The organism is Flavobacterium sp. (genome assembly GCF_031411595.1).
Taxonomy (GTDB): Bacteria; Bacteroidota; Bacteroidia; order Flavobacteriales; family Flavobacteriaceae; genus Flavobacterium.
Genome location: NZ_JANOBI010000021.1, coordinates 43,506 through 60,302, shown reverse-complemented (window position 1 = coordinate 60,302; position 16,797 = coordinate 43,506). Strand labels below are relative to the sequence as shown.

Annotated in this window: 10 protein-coding genes; 8 read left to right on the top strand and 2 right to left on the bottom strand. The window is 36.3% G+C overall.

All coding sequences use genetic code 11. The features are described from left to right. The first annotated feature begins 292 nt into the window (after positions 1–292). From RMO03_RS03665 to RMO03_RS03655, 3 genes are read left to right on the top strand one after another with little or no spacing between them, the layout of a single operon-like run. Complete coding sequence (locus RMO03_RS03665) at positions 293–1,564, top strand: hypothetical protein (protein WP_309640734.1); 1,272 nt, start codon at positions 293–295, stop codon at positions 1,562–1,564. A gap of 38 nt (positions 1,565–1,602) precedes the next feature. Continuing rightward, a complete protein-coding gene (locus RMO03_RS03660; RefSeq protein WP_309640733.1) occupies positions 1,603–4,500 on the top strand; it encodes an AAA family ATPase in 2,898 nt (965 codons plus the stop codon). 1 nt (position 4,501) lies between these two features. Further along, positions 4,502–5,764: a 5-methylcytosine restriction system specificity protein McrC gene (locus RMO03_RS03655; RefSeq protein WP_309640732.1), complete on the top strand. Its 1,263-nt coding sequence runs from the start codon at positions 4,502–4,504 to the stop codon at positions 5,762–5,764. Between the two features lie 50 nt (positions 5,765–5,814). Here RMO03_RS03655 and RMO03_RS03650 read toward each other — a convergent pair whose 3' ends face one another. After that, positions 5,815–6,240, bottom strand: a complete 426-nt coding sequence (locus RMO03_RS03650; protein WP_309640731.1) for a hypothetical protein — start codon at positions 6,238–6,240, stop codon at positions 5,815–5,817. Between the two features lie 479 nt (positions 6,241–6,719). Between RMO03_RS03650 and RMO03_RS03645 the strand changes: the two genes are divergently transcribed. The 3 genes from RMO03_RS03645 (at position 6,720) to RMO03_RS03635 (ending at position 14,100) form a co-directional block, all read left to right on the top strand. After that, positions 6,720–7,052, top strand: coding sequence for a DUF6922 domain-containing protein (locus RMO03_RS03645; protein ID WP_309640730.1), 333 nt, complete (start codon positions 6,720–6,722; stop codon positions 7,050–7,052). Between the two features lie 171 nt (positions 7,053–7,223). Beyond that, positions 7,224–7,790 carry an SOS response-associated peptidase family protein gene (locus RMO03_RS03640; RefSeq protein ID WP_309640729.1) on the top strand — a complete coding sequence of 189 codons (567 nt, stop codon included), beginning with the start codon at positions 7,224–7,226 and terminating at the stop codon, positions 7,788–7,790. Between the two features lie 622 nt (positions 7,791–8,412). Beyond that, positions 8,413–14,100 (top strand): GEVED domain-containing protein, encoded by a 5,688-nt coding sequence (locus RMO03_RS03635; RefSeq protein ID WP_309640728.1) that lies wholly within the window; start codon positions 8,413–8,415, stop codon positions 14,098–14,100. Between the two features lie 519 nt (positions 14,101–14,619). Here RMO03_RS03635 and RMO03_RS03630 read toward each other — a convergent pair. Beyond that, complete coding sequence (locus tag RMO03_RS03630) at positions 14,620–15,702, bottom strand: Fic family protein (RefSeq protein ID WP_309640727.1); 1,083 nt, start codon at positions 15,700–15,702, stop codon at positions 14,620–14,622. Positions 15,703–16,099: 397 nt separating this feature from the next. On the opposite strand from RMO03_RS03630, the gene RMO03_RS03625 reads away from it, so the two are divergent. Together RMO03_RS03625 and RMO03_RS03620 are read left to right on the top strand one after the other, a co-directional pair. Next, positions 16,100–16,510 carry a DUF6010 family protein gene (locus RMO03_RS03625; protein ID WP_309640726.1) on the top strand — a complete coding sequence of 137 codons (411 nt, stop codon included), beginning with the start codon at positions 16,100–16,102 and terminating at the stop codon, positions 16,508–16,510. Beyond that, positions 16,507–16,719: a hypothetical protein gene (locus RMO03_RS03620; RefSeq protein WP_309640725.1), complete on the top strand. Its 213-nt coding sequence runs from the start codon at positions 16,507–16,509 to the stop codon at positions 16,717–16,719. The genes RMO03_RS03625 and RMO03_RS03620 overlap by 4 nt, the downstream gene beginning before the upstream one ends. Positions 16,720–16,797 lie beyond the last annotated feature (78 nt).

Here is a 16,797-nt window from a genome sequence, read left to right as displayed (position 1 = left end):
ATCAGTTCAATGACAATTTACACTGTAAACTTAATTTAAGATATTTAACTTTCATTACGGAAAGCCGTAAGCAAATGAAATTCAAAGGTTTTAATTTTGATTAGTTTAGAGATTGAGCTAAATTATCCTCATGAATAGTAATTGCATAACTGCTTTTTTATCATTACGTTTGAAAAAATCAACAAAGTACTACTTGAAACATAATTCTTATGGTAAAGTTGTGATAGGTTATGAAGTGAAAAATGAGGGTTAGGTTATGGCGGAAGAAACAAAGTAGTAAATAGATTCAGTTATGAAAAACAAACTAAATACAGCGTTGGGGTTTTATACCCCGAGTTTTATGAGAATGCATGTAGGAACTGATTTGAGTTTAATTGATTATCGAAATTTAAACGACAATTATACAGAATCCGTTTTTTTGCATGAGTTTACACATTTTATTCAGGACATAACCACAGTATATGGTTTAACAAACATTTGCGTTGTTGTTGACTATATGAAATTTGTAAACAATGATGTTTTAAAATCCGCTGTTGGCCCCTTTGATGTCCCTGTATTACCCTTGGAAGGTGGAGATGATAATGTGTTTGCAAACCTCGAGTTAAATAATATTTACAATGGTGACGGTGATGATGACTATGTAACATTTAAAAATCACATTATAACCAAAGGAAACGTAAATACAAAAGATAAAGTTGTTGATCCCGTGATTATTGAAATTAGCTATGAAGATGAAGATGGGTTACCTAAAAACTTCAATTTTGGTGCGTTGTGCATACTCGAAAACATGGCTTACATAATTGAAGGCGAATGTTATTCTGATTGTGAATTATCACCTGATATCCCTTATAGTGCAGCGGAAAAGCTTGTAGAATTAATTTATCCCAATTTGGGTACTAACCGTTTAAATATATTAGCGTTGTGTGATGCTTCACTTCAAGTACATCACCCAGCAGAATTCTTTTATCACCTACTACTTAAGATGAAAGAAGAAAAGGTTCTTTTTACAACTCCTGAGGAGGTATATGCGTATAGCAAAACTCTAATAAAAAAAGATGTTGACTTAGATTTGTTATTAAGACAACAGGCAGATATGGCGATTTTTCAACTCAAAGGATATTTTAATGACCCTTATTTTGATTCACTTAAAAATTGGCTGGAATACATGATTAATCGTGCCGTTGATTTCAGATTAAAAAATCCGTTCTTTCCTTTAGACATTGCAAGAGGAAAAGCTCTTAAAACCAATAAGGAGTTTAGGAATTTTTTCCTAAGTATTGGTACACCTCTTATTACCAACAATCTTGGTGCAGTCTACTTATATGACCCTAATAACAGTTCTGCAAAATTGAATTACCCAATAATTTGGGCCATTAACCAGATTAATCAGGTTTTTTGGGGGTATCAAAGACATTGTGAACTGAAAGATGTTTGCCGAGCAGGAAAATTCAATGTTGACAGCAGATGTGATACTTCTCCTTGGGATAGGGTTATTGATGAAAATTTATGCCCTTTTGCAACCGTATGGCGCCATTGGAAACTCGCTGGATATTATCCTATATAAAATGAAAGTAATCAATATAATTTTCATAAAAAAATACTATGGCATTTAAACCAAACGATATTACAAAAGAGCATGTGTTCAAAGCTATTGAAAAGATAGAAAGTGAAAGTATTTTATTAAAACTGCCTACACGCTGGGAAGTTATCATCAACGATAAAAATTATCCTCCAAAAGAAGTGATGCGCTATGCTCATGAGCAAATGAATGGTGAAAAAATATGGAACTATGGAGGTGGTGAAGCAACGAATAAATATTTAAAAAAAATGAGCTTTTCTTTTATCGATAAGCATGATGATCCTATTAAAGAAATTATCTCAAAATATAAAAAATACATTAGCAAGGATGGCTTGAGAAATGAAATCTATAAATGGGATTTGTTGTCCCAATTTCAAGGAAGACCCAACGTAGACGCCGTTGATTTCGCCGCTGAAATTAATACTGTCAAATTTGCAAACCTTATTTACCCGGTAGGTCAAGCCGTTGTTAAACATTTAGCAGCAGCTAAAACAGTTGAGTATCGAGATTGTTTTAAAATCTTGTTTGACGAAAGTATAGACCTCAAAGAAAGAATAGATTACTTTGATAAAAAAACTTTAGAGGTTTACAGGCAAATTGTTCCAGAAGTCAGATTTTCACATCATCAGGATGAGAGAACTATTTCGACATTTTTGACCTTTCACAATCCGAACAAATACACCTTTTACAAAGATTCTTTTTACCAAAAATATTGTAAACTTATCGGAATAAAGCCCAAAAAGAAAGGCGAAAAACTAATTCATTATTTAGCATTAATCGATGATTTTGTCAATGAATACATCAATGATGATTTAGAACTAGTAACATTGGTTAAAAGTAAATTGCCTCCAACTGCCTTCAAGGATGATAGCCATAAATTATTGGCGCAAGATATTCTATATCAAATGCTTGATAAAGGTATTGAAGAAGTAGATATTGAAAATTATGCAGTTTATAAGATTTCAATGGGCGATTTTTCAAACGATGAAATGAAGTATTTTCTTGAAAACAACAAAATTTGCGTTCATAAACTAACCAAAGCAAAAGGAATATCCACTATAAGTCAAGGTGATATTTTTGAAAATAAAATCAATATTGGAGATTATTTTTATCTAACTCAGGGAAATGGTAACGATAGGATGAAACTTATTGGTAGAATAACCAGCTCTTCAACACCACCTGACTACAATGACTATGGCGATGAGGGATGGTTAGCGAGAGATTTTGAAATTGTAGCCACGTCTAAGAATAAATCACAATATACAGGCGCAAACAAATGGTGGACACCAAATAACAATAGCACGTGTATTGAAATAAAACGAGAAGAATTAACAGATGCAAATAAGTTACTTTTTGAGCCTTATTTTATGACACGATTATTTTCATCTGCAGCAGAGGAAAAGTCAGAGGAAACCGATAAACCAAACAGTCTAATTAATATGACACACCCATTAAATCAAATATTATACGGCCCGCCAGGAACTGGAAAGACATATAATTCTATTAATAAAGCAATTTCTATAATAAATCCAACTTTCGATTCAACCCAAAAAAGATTTTTAGTAAAAGAGGAATATGAAAGATTAGTTTTAAATAATCAAATCTCATTTGCAACTTTTCATCAAAGCATGTCTTATGAGGATTTTATTGAAGGCATCAAACCTGTATTATCAGATGAGAACGAAGAAGCACTGAATTATGAAATTAAAGATGGGTTGTTCAAAATTGCTTGTGCAAATGCTGCATATTTATGCTATAAGAAATATCAACAATCTAAAACCAAAATTGAAAAATATAGTTTTGATGATTTGCATGATGCTTTCATTGACAATATTTGGAAATTAATAAATGAACAAAACCCCCCAATATATAAGACACTTACTGGTAAAGATGTGATTGTGCTGGATGTTAATAAAAATGATTCAATCAGAGCAAGGGCAAAAAACTCCACCGCAAAAAAGAAACCTGCCCCACTAACAAAAGAAAATCTTCAAAAGTTATATGATAAATTTAGTTCTATCGATGAAATAAAAAATTTAAAACAAGTAAAAGAAACTGTAGAAATAACTCCAAGAATCACTGAGTTTTATGCTGTTTTCAAGGGATTGAAAGAATTTGAGAAAGATTTCGAAAAAACATTAATACCTGAAACTGATTTTTTAGACGAAAATAATGAAGTAGATAGTTATGAAGTAGATGAAATAATAAGGAAGTTCAACGCAGGTGTTTACAAAAATGCAATTAAGGAATTTGGCAAAAATGCTGAACCAGTCATACTTATCATAGATGAAATTAACCGAGGTAATGTTTCGCAAATCTTCGGAGAACTTATCACGCTAATAGAAGAAGATAAACGCTTGGGAAAAGATGAAGCATTAGAAATAACTTTACCCTATAGCAAAGAAAAGTTTAGCGTACCACCAAATCTCTATATCATCGGTACGATGAACACCGCTGATCGCAGTGTTGAAGCGTTAGACTCAGCTTTAAGAAGACGTTTTTGCTTTGAAGAAATGCCACCACGTTATGATTTAAAAGGACTAGAAGGTGAGGTGTATGGTTATTTTTTAAAAGACATCTTGGAAACTATCAATAAGAGGATTGTTCGATTATTAAATTATGACCATGCGATAGGACACTCTTATTTTTTAAACAAAAATGAAGACACTATCATAGAGTCATTTTACAAGAACATAATTCCATTATTGCAGGAATATTTCTTTGGTGACTATGGTAAAATGATGTTAGTATTGGGAGAAGGTTTTGTAAGTTACGATGAGTGGAAAGACGATGATAAATTTTTTGCTTCCAATTCAGATTCTAAAAATGATTATGATGTAAAAGATTTGTATTCAATTCAGGATCACCAAAAAGACAATGATGCTTTTAAAGCAGCGCTCCAAAAGTTAATGAATAAGTAAGTTGACCAAACCAAAAGAAAATATAGTCGTATTTGAACACGAAATACTTCGTTTTGACAGAGGTGAAAAAAAAATCACCGAAGATCAATTCAAAGCATTGGAGCGTTATCATGGTAATGGCGTACCTTTTTTTAAATTGGTATACAATGGCGTGCAGTTTAACGAACATGTTGGAGTGCTACAAGTCGGTAGCACATTAATTGAGGTTTTACCCAAAGCAGATAGAAATCCACATTCTGAAAAAGAAGATAAAAAGTGGCGCGACCTGTTGATTGGGATGTTGCAAGCTGTGAGAAGTTTTGACATTAAATCAAGCAGTTCCAGTCATTTAAAAATAAAACCCAATACGGTTTTAGATTTGTATTTTGAAATGTATGTCAAGGAAATAGAATATCTACTTCACACTGGTTTAATTAAAAAATATAGAAAAAAAGAATGCAATGTTACTGCGCTTAAAGGCAGTTTGCAGTTCAGCAAACACATACAATACAACTTAACCCACAAAGAACGTTTTTATGTTAGGCACACTACCTATGATGTAGAACATACTTTGCATTTTATTCTTTACAAAGCCATAAAGCTGTTAAAACAAATTAATACCAACCAATCTTTGCACAGCAGGATCGGTGCTTTGCTATTGCACTTTCCTGAAATGCCTGATATAAAAGTTACGGAAGCTACTTTTGAAAAACTAGTTTTCAACAGGAAGAATCAACACTATTCGAAAGCCATCGAGATTGCTAAATTATTGCTGCTCCAATACCATCCGGATGTTAGCAAAGGAAGAAATCATGTATTGGCTTTAATGTTCGACATGAACCTGTTATGGGAACAGTTTATTTATGTTAGCTTGAGGAAAAATAGAGAACATTTTGCAAAAGTTAAAGCTCAGACTTCAAAATACTTTTGGAAGCCACAAGGAGGTAGAAGAGCTTCTATGAAACCTGATATATTTATTCAAACTAAAGCGGATATCAAAATTGTCTTAGATACGAAATGGAAGAACTTAAACGGATGTAATCCGTCACCAGATGACTTAAGACAAATGTATGTGTATCATCAATATTTCAATGCTCAAAAAGTAGCATTGGTTTATCCTGGGAAAAAAGAGCATAGCAAAAAAGGACAATATTTAACTTCTGAAGGTGAAATAACAGAAAAGCATTGTGCTGTGATTTCGATTGATGTTATAGAAAGTTGCAAAGATTGGCAAAAGCAAATCATAGCAACTATTACTGAGTGGATAACAATGGTTGAGAATTAAAGTAATAATAAAGCCACTTCGAAAAAGTGTTCCGGTGCTAGACGCACAGTCTAGTTGAATATTTTATCGTATGCATCGCCTACATCATCAATTATTTCCTCATAATTATCTATTATAAGAAATGCAAGTTTTGAACTTGTAGCCTTTTCTTTGTATTTATTTGCTGTAAAATATCCATAGAAATTTCCGTCAGAATCTACCAAAACTGGTGGATAAGATGCATAATTGTTCAACGGCGAAGTGTCACTATATTTGTTTCCATAATCGCCATATTGATTCCATATACAATTTGAATTGTATTTGTTCCCAAAATCTCCATATTGATTCCAAATAGATTTTTGGTCATATTTTGTACAGTTCAAGCAACCTAAAAAGATATCGTGATTTTTACCACCAAAAATTAACAACTCTTGTGATGATACAGTTACGCTTATCATCATAATTATTCCTATACCGAGCGATTTTAGATTTATCATAATATTTAGATCTATTTTTATTGTATCATCTTTTGAAGCTTATCGCTAAGCAAAGTATAACAATTTGCTTAATTATATTTACGGGTTACCATATTTGTGTTTTTTGTTCCCCATCCATTACCCCAACAAATTAAAGCATCAAAAATTCCACTAAACACTACCAAAATTAAAAAGGTTCCGGAGCCTAATACCATGGCAGCATAGACGAAGTATCCGTGCAAGGAATCAAAGTTAAAGCTAAAAACTAATAGTGCTCATTAAATTACGCTAATAGTATTTTATAAATTTAACATGATTATGAAAACAAATTTGTTTATTTTTGTATTATGGAAACTCAAATAACCATACTAAAAGGGATTCATCCTGGTTTTGTATTAGAGCGTGAACTCGAAAAACGCCAAATATGAAAAGGGAACTTTGCGCTCCAAATTCAGGAGTATCCGCAAACCTTATCAACCATCACCAAAGGCAAGCGCGATATGAACATTGCTCTTGCATTGAAGATTGAACAATTACTAGGCATTGAAGAAGGGTTCTTCATGATTCTGCAGGTTTACTACGATATTGAGCAGCAGAAAAAGAAACAAAATAGTACGCATCCCAATTTGGCTATCATTAGATCCATCCTTTTTTGGGACACAAAAATGGAAAAGTTGGATTGGCAAAAACAAAAAAAAGCTATTATTAAACGAATATTTGAGCGGGGTAACGAAATAGAGAAAAAGGAAATTATCCGCTTTTATGGCAATGAGGTGGTTTCCAAAGCCCTAAAATACAATAAAAGCGGGGAGATCAAAATTGACTTAATTTAATATGCCTCTCTTTGCTCTTGAACAAGAGTAAGCCCAGATCAATCCAATATATTGTTATAAGCTTGGTATTTGTCAAATGGAAAGCAATCGTTGTTTAACAGTTCCTCTAAGTCATATCCGAGGAAACAAATCACACAGCCATTTTCATAATTTTGCAAAAACCAATGCCATGTGCTACTACGTCCAGAAAGTAAATTAGCAATAGAAATCACTGATTTCTTCAACAAGAACATTGATCATAAAGAAAACGTATTCACGTCCAATTTCATCAATGGATTTAGCTACCCTAACTTACCGATACTACTGGATAACAAACCCGAGGTCATCACCACCAATTTCACTCTGGGATTGCTACCCACTAATCGTGATAAAGATTTCAGGAAAAGTACCCTAAACGCAAGAGTGGAAACTTTGGAAGAAAAACCATCATTCGCGCCTTCGGTAAACAAGCGTTGTCTAGTAATTGTATCTGCTTATTACGATTATCATTGGAGTGACCCAGCTGGTAAATCCAAAACGAAATACCAAATTAATTCACAACAGGCTGAAATATGCTGCTTAGCAGGAATCTACAATAACTGGCAAGATAAAAATGGGAAAATTTGGAACACTTACAGCATCGTCACCACTCAGGCCAATCCTCAAATGAAATTCATCCACAACCACAAAGAAACAGAAGGTGATCAAAGGATGCCAATTTTAATAAAACAGGAAGATATAAATGCATGTCGATTCTAAGAATCAACCTTTAGATTTTGCTTATCCGAATTACCAACCCTCTATTATTGGCTTTCCGGCAAATTAAGAATTCATTTTCGCTTTAACTTCCCGAAGCTCCCCTCGCATGCTTTAGCTATCTATGAAGTGAACGCTTATCCAAACCCTTATGCTGACACATTCAAATTGAATGTAAACACAACCAGCGAGGATCAAGTAGGCGTGAGAGTATATGACATTTGAGGCCGTGAGGTTGAAGCACGTCAGGCATCTGTTGTTGCGATCACTAACTTAGAAATCGGTTCAAAATATCCTTCTGGAGCATACAACATTATTTTCAATCAAGGAAGTAATGTGAAAATGGTAAGAGTTGTTAAAAGATAATTTCAATGATTAATTAATCATTAAACTGCTTTGGAAACGAAGTGGTTTTTTTGTTGGTAGTGTGTTGTAAAGTTGGCCCAAATTCAGGGGACTTTGAGCAGTTGAGTCGTATTTTTCGAAATCGTTAATTTTTTATAGCACAGAAAAGATTTGTTTTTAATCTAGGTATTTATGCCTTTCAACGATTTGATTTATTAGCGTTGTTACATTGTATTCTTTGTGCGTAACTTTATGCATTAATTATAAAAATAATATAGCTATGAATTCAAATTACAACCTTACAAAGCGACAATTGAGATTGTCTTTTGTACGTGCTTGGCTTGGTGTTTTTGCCTTATTTTCCTTTTTATTTATTGGGAATGATGCGTTTGCACAAGTTTCAAATTACACGTTTTCCCAAAGTTCGGGAACCTTTTCTGCACCAACAACTGGTTTGGTAGGAACGGCAGGTACTGCTTCTACTAGTCCAGCAAGTATTTTTACTACAGCATTTGATGATAATGTGGCAACTATGACACTACCGTTTACATTTAGATTTGCAGGAACAGATTATGGTACTGTATCTATTTCTTCCAATGGATTTATGGTATTTGGTAGTACATTGTCAGGTAATGCATCTGGTTCAGCATATGTAAGTTCATCAGATGCTTCTGGTGTTTACTTAAGTGGAACGTCGACAAACAATGGTGTAGCCGGTTTCAATTTAGATCAGCAAATAAGAACTGGATCTACATTTACTGCTACTAGAACCACAGGTTCAAATGTATTGACGGCTGTGTCTTCGGTTGCTGGTTTAAGAGTAGGAATGCGAATTGATGGAACTGGTATTACTACGGGTGCTATAATAACTGCTGTAGGAACAAATACCGTAACATTGAGTATTAATTCTTCATCAACCGGAACCCTAACGACTTATACGCCGCGAACAGGTATTTATGCCTCAGTTTCTGGCTCAGCACCTAGTCGTGTTTATATCATAACTACAATTGGATCAAGAAGATTTGGAAATACCACTGATAATTTTGATTTCCAATATGTATTATATGAAACGTCTAATGTTGTTTCCTTAGTATTTGGTCAAATGACGGCTTCTGCTGCGGCGAGTAATGTTCCAATCGGAATTAGGACCACTACTGCTGATTTTAAATCGAGAACAACAGCAGCTGATTGGACTGCAACCACACAGGGTGCAAGTAATACTGATAAGTGTGTATTTTCTTCAACTATTTTTCCAGCATCGGGGCAAACTTTTATATGGACACCAGCAGCACTTGCAGCTTGTACAACTCCAAATTTAGCATCGGCGTTATCATTTAGTGCTATCACAACCACCTCATTGAGCGGCTCGTTTACAGCGGCTTCTCCTGCTCCAAGTAAATACTTAGTAGTAAGAAGCACAAGTGCAACCCCGCCAGCGCCAGCAAATGGTACGGTTTATACTGTTGGTTCAGCTGTTTTTGGAGTAGGTACTAATGTTAGATTAGCAAGTAACGCATTATCATTTACTGATAGTGGCTTAACTGCTGGAACACAGTATTTTTATCATGTTTTTTCTTATAATGATAATTGTACTGGCGAACCATTTTATTCAGCTGCTTTGACGGCTGGTCAAGCTACGATTTGTACTAGTGCAACCGCGGTAGTCACAAATACCGTCACGGCTAATTCGGCAAATGTTACTTGGACAGGTAGTGGTAATTATATTGTTGAATACGGACTAACTGGTTTTACCCCTGGTACTGGCGCTACTAATGGCATTGGTGGAACGATTGCTTCTAGCGTTGCAACATCACCATTCGCTCTAAGCGGATTAGCGAGTGCTACTGGATATTCTGTATATGTTCGACAGGTTTGTCCTTTAGGAGGCTTTAGTGCGAATTCAACAGTTTCCTCTTTTACAACACTCTGTTCAGCTATTACCGCATTCCCTAGTACATTTGATTTTGCTTCTTATTTACCTTCCACTTGTTGGAGAGAAGGTGATTTAGGTGATTTAACCGCTGGACCAACAACCATTGGCAGTGCTACAGTTAGTGACTGGGTCGTTGATGGTTTCTTAAATGTTGGTACTACCGGTGCTGCAAAAATGAATATTGATACTGCATCTGGTTCAGAATGGTTGATTTCACCATTTTATACTATTCCAGCTACTGGTTATAGAGTGAAGTATAGTGTAGGAGCAACTCAATTTGGTGCAACCACAGCATTAACGACACCATGGGAAGCAGACGATTTTGTGGAGCTTTTGGTTTCTACAACCAATACCAACTGGCAAATACTAAAAACTTATAATGCCTCAAGTGTACCTTCAAATTTGGGTCAAATAGACGAGGCCGATCTATCAGCTTACAACGGACAAACCGTTCAGTTCGCCTTCCGTGCTTTTGAAGGTGCTGCTAATGGTGCTGCGGATATTGATTTTTTTATCGATAATTTTATTGTTGAATTAATACCTGTTTTACCACCGAATTGTGCAACAGCTTTAGTTCCAGCAAATGCAGCTACCAATGTGATTAGAAATTCATCTTTCACATGGTCAGCAGCTACTGGTAGTCCAACAAGTTATGATGTTTATTTTGGCACTTCTACCAATCCACCTTTAGTAAACAATACAACAGGTTTGACATACACACCGGCTACTATGGCAGCCAATACTACTTACTTCTGGAAAATAGTTGCGAAAAATGCCAACGGTGACGCCATTGGTTGTCTTGAACAATCATTTGCTACAGGATCGACTATTACTTATTGTACTTCTGTACCATCAAGTAATGACGGATTAGGGATTACTGCAGTTGTATTAGGGGCTACTAATTTTACTATTCCGGATGTTACCTACCAAGATAATAGTGCCTCTCCCGTATCATTTGTACAAAATGGGAGCTCAAATGTTCAAATTACTTTTGCTACCGGATTTACCTATGATTCTCATGTTTGGATCGACTTTAATGATGATGGTGATTTCTTAGATTCTGGTGAAAAAGTTTATACAGGTGTTTCTACTGCTGCAAATCCAACGACGTTAAATGCCTCTTTTACTATGCCATTATCAGCACCTGTTGGTGCTCATAAAATGAGAATTGGAACAGCTGATGCTGGTCAAGCTACTCCTAATCCTTGTTATTCAGGAACATTTGGTGTAACACTTGATTTTATTGTGAATGTTTTAGCTATGCCTACTGATACTCCTGATTATGTGAATTTGCAATTTCCAGCAGCTACAACGATATTAGCAGGTAATTCTGCTACAGTTTATGCGCGAGTATTTGAGGGCGGTTTGACCGATACAACCTCAGGACAAGCGCCAGGCATTGAGGCTTGGATTGGTATTAGTCCGGCGGGTAGTAATTCAAATCCAAATACCTGGACCACATGGGTTCCTGCAACTTTTAATGTTGAAACGGATGGAAATAACAATGATGAATACCAAGCAACTATTGGCTCATCTTTAGCTGTTGGTACCTACTATTACGCTTCACGTTTCAGATTAAATGGTGGTCCTTTCGTTTATGGCGGAAATCCTTTCAATTTTTGGGATGGTACCTCTAGTGTCAGTGGTGTGTTGACTGTTAATCCAAATCCTACACAGTGTGCAGTAATTGGTGCTCCTGCTAATGCAGCAACCAATATTGTAAATGGAACAGTCGCGCTATCGTGGACGGCTCCGACTTCTGGACCTGCTCCAACAGCTTATAAAGTATATTTTGGAACAACTTCTGGTTCATTAACTTTGGTTACTACCACAGCAAGTTTAACTTTTAATGCTTCAGCACCTGCTTTCAGTACAACCTATTATTGGAGAATAGTTCCTACGTCTACAATTGGTGGTGACGCTATTGGTTGCGGAGAGTGGAGTTTTACCACTCAAGCAGATCCATTTGCGCCTTATTGTTCAAGTGTTACTTACAGTACAGATGTCGAGCCGATCACTTCTGTTAATTTTGCAGCTATAGCTAACACTTCTACTAACATTGTAAATGCCTCACCGGCTCTAGAAAACTTCATTTCAATTGCTGGTAATGTTATAACTGGAAATAGTTATACTATGACCCTTAAAGGAAATACCGCAGGAAATTTTACAAATAATTTCCGGGTATTTATTGACTGGAACCAAGATGGCGATTTTGCTGATAGCGGTGAAACATTTAATGCAGGTTCTATTATTAATTCTACTGGAATTGATGCGGTTCAAGCAGTTACTAATATTTTGGTTCCAAGTGCTGCTTTATCAGGTTCGACTCGAATGAGAATTAAAAAATTATATTCCGCAGATACTGGTAGCGTTGACAATCCTTGTACTGGAGGTCAATACGGTCAATCAGAAGATTATACATTAAACGTCACTTTATGTACCCCATTAAATTGGTACGTAGATAATGATGGCGATACTTTTGGCGATACCGCCACATTGGTTTCTGCTTGCAATTCTCCTGGTGTTAATTATGTCTCAATTGGAGGTGATTGTAATGATAATCAAATTCAATACAGTGATTCTGATAATGACGGATTTGGATCAACTACTGCAGTAGCTTGTGGGGTTGTAAACAATACTGACTGTGCTCCGACAGATCCATTGAGATGGAGAACAGGTAGTTTCTTTGTAGATGCTGATAATGATGGATACAACAATGGTTTCCCAGCAACATCAGTTTGTTACGGAGCTACTACACCAGCAGGTTATGTGGCAGTAAACAACGGAACAGATTGTAATGATACAGTAGCGTCAGTAAACCCAAATGCTTCTGAAGTATTAGGAAATGGTATTGATGACAACTGTGATGGTACTACCGATGAGGTAACACCTTTATCTTACCTTTTAACAGGTAGCTGTAATGTAACCCTTGCTAACTTGTCACAAACATTGTTTGCTTACCAACTTACTAACTTCCTTACTCTAACAGGACCTATCCAAGGATACCGTTTCAGAGTGACTAACGGAGCTCAAGTAAGAACTTTTGATTCTACAACAAGCAGCTTCGCTTTAACAAGCTTGGCAGGTGGAGCGACTTACGCTACTACTTACACTGTTGAGGTTTCAGTTAAGCATGGTGGACATTTCAGAGCTTACGGATCAGCTTGTTCGGTGACTACACCACTGGTTCCAAACACAACGAACATCTCTAACCCATCTTGTGGTTCTACTTTGAGCGATATCTCTAACACTATTTTTGCTACTCAAGTACCAAGTGCTTCAGGATACAGATTCAGAGTAAGAAATGGCGCTACGGTTTTAGGAACAGTGACTACTTCAGTGAACCGTTTCAGTTTGACTAGCATTGCAGGAATCCAATTCGGAACTACTTACACGGTAGACGTATTGTTGGCCTTTGGAGGTAATTTCCGTCCAGATTCAGAATACGGACCGGCTTGTTCGATCACTACTCCAGCTACTCCAGCTACATCAAGAGTGATCGCGCCAAGTTGTGGAAGTTCAATTAGTTCATTCTGGACTACTATCTTTGCTCAACAAGTTATTGGTGCTCAAGGATACAAATTCGTTGTAACCGATGGAGCTCAGACTCGCGAGTTTGCTACGCCTAACCCTAGATTTTCTTTACGTAACTTAGGGACAGTGCTTGCTAATACAGCTTACACGATCCGTGTGGATGTATTGTACAACTCGAGCTATGTTCAAGGAACAGTATTGTGTACCATCACAACAACACCTGGAGCAAGCAGAAACACTGCTTCAGCTTTAGATATCTATGAAGTTAAAGCGTATCCAAACCCTTATGCAGATACTTTCAAACTAGATCTTAACACCTCTGGTGAAGGTCAAGTAGGCGTAAGAGTTTATGATATGTTAGGTCGTGAGGTTGAATCCCGTGAGGCTAGTGTTGATAACATCACTAACTTTGAAATCGGATCTCGTTACCCATCTGGTGTTTACAACATCATTGTAACTCAAGGTGACAACGTGAAAACACTTCGCGTGATCAAAAGATAAGTAGATTGTCTTTAATAATAGAAAACCGCTCCAGAAATGGAGCGGTTTTTTTATGTTTAAAATTTCATATTTGGGAATTGATTAGAAGGAAAGTAATTTAAAAAAGGCATGTATAAAAAAAAAATGGCCTTAAAATCTCCGCTCCAACGAGCCTCCCTTTCGTAAACTAAAAACATATGCTTTCGATCCGTCATTATCAACGAATATTGATACCGCTTTTATTCGGATACTTTGATTTAAATCCTGTCGACGAGAATCTTCAGATGCCTGGGACATTAGTATTTACATTCCTTAGCCTCGGTATCATTGCACACGAAACCATCACTCCCAATATTAACTGTCATTTTTAATACTTTAGATATTAAATAAGTCAGTTCCCCATCCATTACACCTACAAATTAAAGCCTCAAAAACTCCACTAAACTCTAGTAAAAACTAAAAGGTTCGGGAGCCTCATTACAGTAGTTTTACATTCATATTTAACCAAAGCTAAACTTAATCGCGTAGCAATAACTGATTTTATCTGAGCTGATAAAAAGTACTGCGTCCACTGCCTTGTTGTTCAAGTATGCCTTTTGCCATAAGATCCTTTAGATCGCGTAGTGCTGTATCGGAGGAGGTTTTGGTTATTTTCGCATACTTAGAAACATGAAGTTTGCCGAAAAAGTCTTCGAGTAATAATCCCAATACTTTATGTTGCCGCGCATTAAGGTCTGTATGGCGGTGGGTTTCCCAAAACTTGGTTCGCGCGAGTGTCATGGCTATCGTCTCGTCAGTTTGGTCCATAGATCGCATCAACGTATCAAGAAACCATTCTAGCCAAGGTGTAATATCAAGGTCGCCTTTCTGTGTGGTTTCCAAGATATCATAGTAAGCGTTGCGCTCGGCTTGTATTTGTGCCGACATCGAGTAAAACCGCTGTGTGCTTTCATCAGCTCTGGCAAGTTGCAAATCGGCTATGGCGCGTGCAATACGACCATTACCGTCATCAAATGGATGTATTGTCACAAACCACAAATGAGCAACTGCCGCTTTTAGTACGGGGTCTAAGTTGCGTTCAGTTTCCATCCATTTAAGGAAACTTTTCATTTCTTTAGGAATTTTTTCAAAATCAGGTGCATCAAAATGAACCGTCTCCTTTCCCATAGCTCCTGAAGTAACCTGCATGCCGCCGTCGCGCCAGACGCCAACTTTTATCTTAAACATACCGCTGCGCCCAGTCGGGAACAGCGCCGCATGCCAGTCATAAAGACGCTCCTCTGTAAGTAATGTGTTAAATTTTTGAGTAGCATCGAGCATCATTTCTACGATGCCTTCAACATGTCGCTCTGCGGGTACTGTTCCTGCTATTTCTATGCCGAGCCTGCGGGCAATTGAGGAACGTACTTGCTCTGGATTCAGTAATTCTCCTTCAATCTCACTTGATTTGATGACGTCCATCGTCAGCGTTTTTAGCATAGTTTCTTCCTGAAGTCTGAAACCTAGTCCTTGCATTTGGCCCAATATTCTGCCTTGCCGATGCCTTACTGCGCCCAATTGGGTACTTATGACTTCCGCATTCCATGTAAATTTAGGCCAGTCCTTTCTCTGATGTATATACATAATCACCGCATATTTGCGGCAAAAATAACACTTAATTACCTTATGCACAATACTTACGGCAATTATTTTAGTTAATTACCGCTTTTTTGCGGTGAATATTAAAAGTAATCGCCGCAAACATCATTCGGATTCTTGTGTTTTGAGCAATCATATCAGAGAATGTACATGTTGTATTAAAAGTGGACTTGCTTCTTTACTAAGTTCGTAATCTATCGGTATCTATCCAAATCGTTGACAAAATTGGATGATTAAGCAATAGCTGTTATAGTCCTATTATTTGTTGTCCTAATATGACGCACACTCGTCACTTAATTGACTTCAATGCCAGCATATCTTTGTATCGACAAAAAACAAAAGCATTTTTTAAAACTAATACTATATCTAAAAAACACAAAAAATGACAGCAGCACTTATTGGAATTTCTGGAGGATTATTACAAATAATAATATTTGAACTTTTAAGACAATTTGAAAAAGATAAAATCTATGCGCTAACATTGGCAGGTATTGGCTTTCTATATGTTGGCTTTACATGGACAGATACGCCTACGTTGATTGTCGCATCAATTCAGGCCATTATCTTTGTGATGATCGCTTACTACGGACTTACCAAAAGCTTATACATTTTAGCCGCAGGTTATTTTCTACATGGTCTATGGGATATCAGTTATCACCTTTGGCAAAACGCAGCATTAATTCCCCCGCATTATGATTGGTTTTGTTTATCCATTGATTTTACCGTTGGGATTTATCTGATCATCATAAAACAGAAAAAAGTAAGTCAGGAACAACTCAATTCAGAAAAATGATAGAAGTATTCAAAACCAATGTTCAATTTCAAAAGGATGCAGAGCTAATAGTCAGCAATCTTGAAATGAAATTATTAAATTCCAAAATTAATTTTGACTTGGAAGATTGTGACAAAATCCTACGAATCGAAGGAGCCAACAAATCGAAAAGCAAATACGTATTGTCATTTATGCAACAAATAGGATATAATTGTCAAGTATTGGAATAGTATAATTTATATATTTAATGTCATTTAAGAACGGGAGCTAAAATGTCAGTTTCTGACGCAAAATTGTCCTAAAGCAAA

Excerpts from the sequence above, each read along its gene's own strand:
- RMO03_RS03630 (WP_309640727.1), bottom strand. The coding sequence starts at position 15,702 with ATGTATATACATCAGAGAAAGGACTGGCCTAAATTTACATGGAATGCG.
- RMO03_RS03665 (WP_309640734.1), top strand. The coding sequence starts at position 293 with ATGAAAAACAAACTAAATACAGCGTTGGGGTTTTATACCCCGAGTTTT.
- RMO03_RS03635 (WP_309640728.1), top strand. The coding sequence starts at position 8,413 with ATGAATTCAAATTACAACCTTACAAAGCGACAATTGAGATTGTCTTTT.
- RMO03_RS03625 (WP_309640726.1), top strand. The coding sequence starts at position 16,100 with ATGACAGCAGCACTTATTGGAATTTCTGGAGGATTATTACAAATAATA.
- RMO03_RS03645 (WP_309640730.1), top strand. The coding sequence starts at position 6,720 with ATGAACATTGCTCTTGCATTGAAGATTGAACAATTACTAGGCATTGAA.
- RMO03_RS03660 (WP_309640733.1), top strand. The coding sequence starts at position 1,603 with ATGGCATTTAAACCAAACGATATTACAAAAGAGCATGTGTTCAAAGCT.
- RMO03_RS03650 (WP_309640731.1), bottom strand. The coding sequence starts at position 6,240 with ATGATAAATCTAAAATCGCTCGGTATAGGAATAATTATGATGATAAGC.
- RMO03_RS03620 (WP_309640725.1), top strand. The coding sequence starts at position 16,507 with ATGATAGAAGTATTCAAAACCAATGTTCAATTTCAAAAGGATGCAGAG.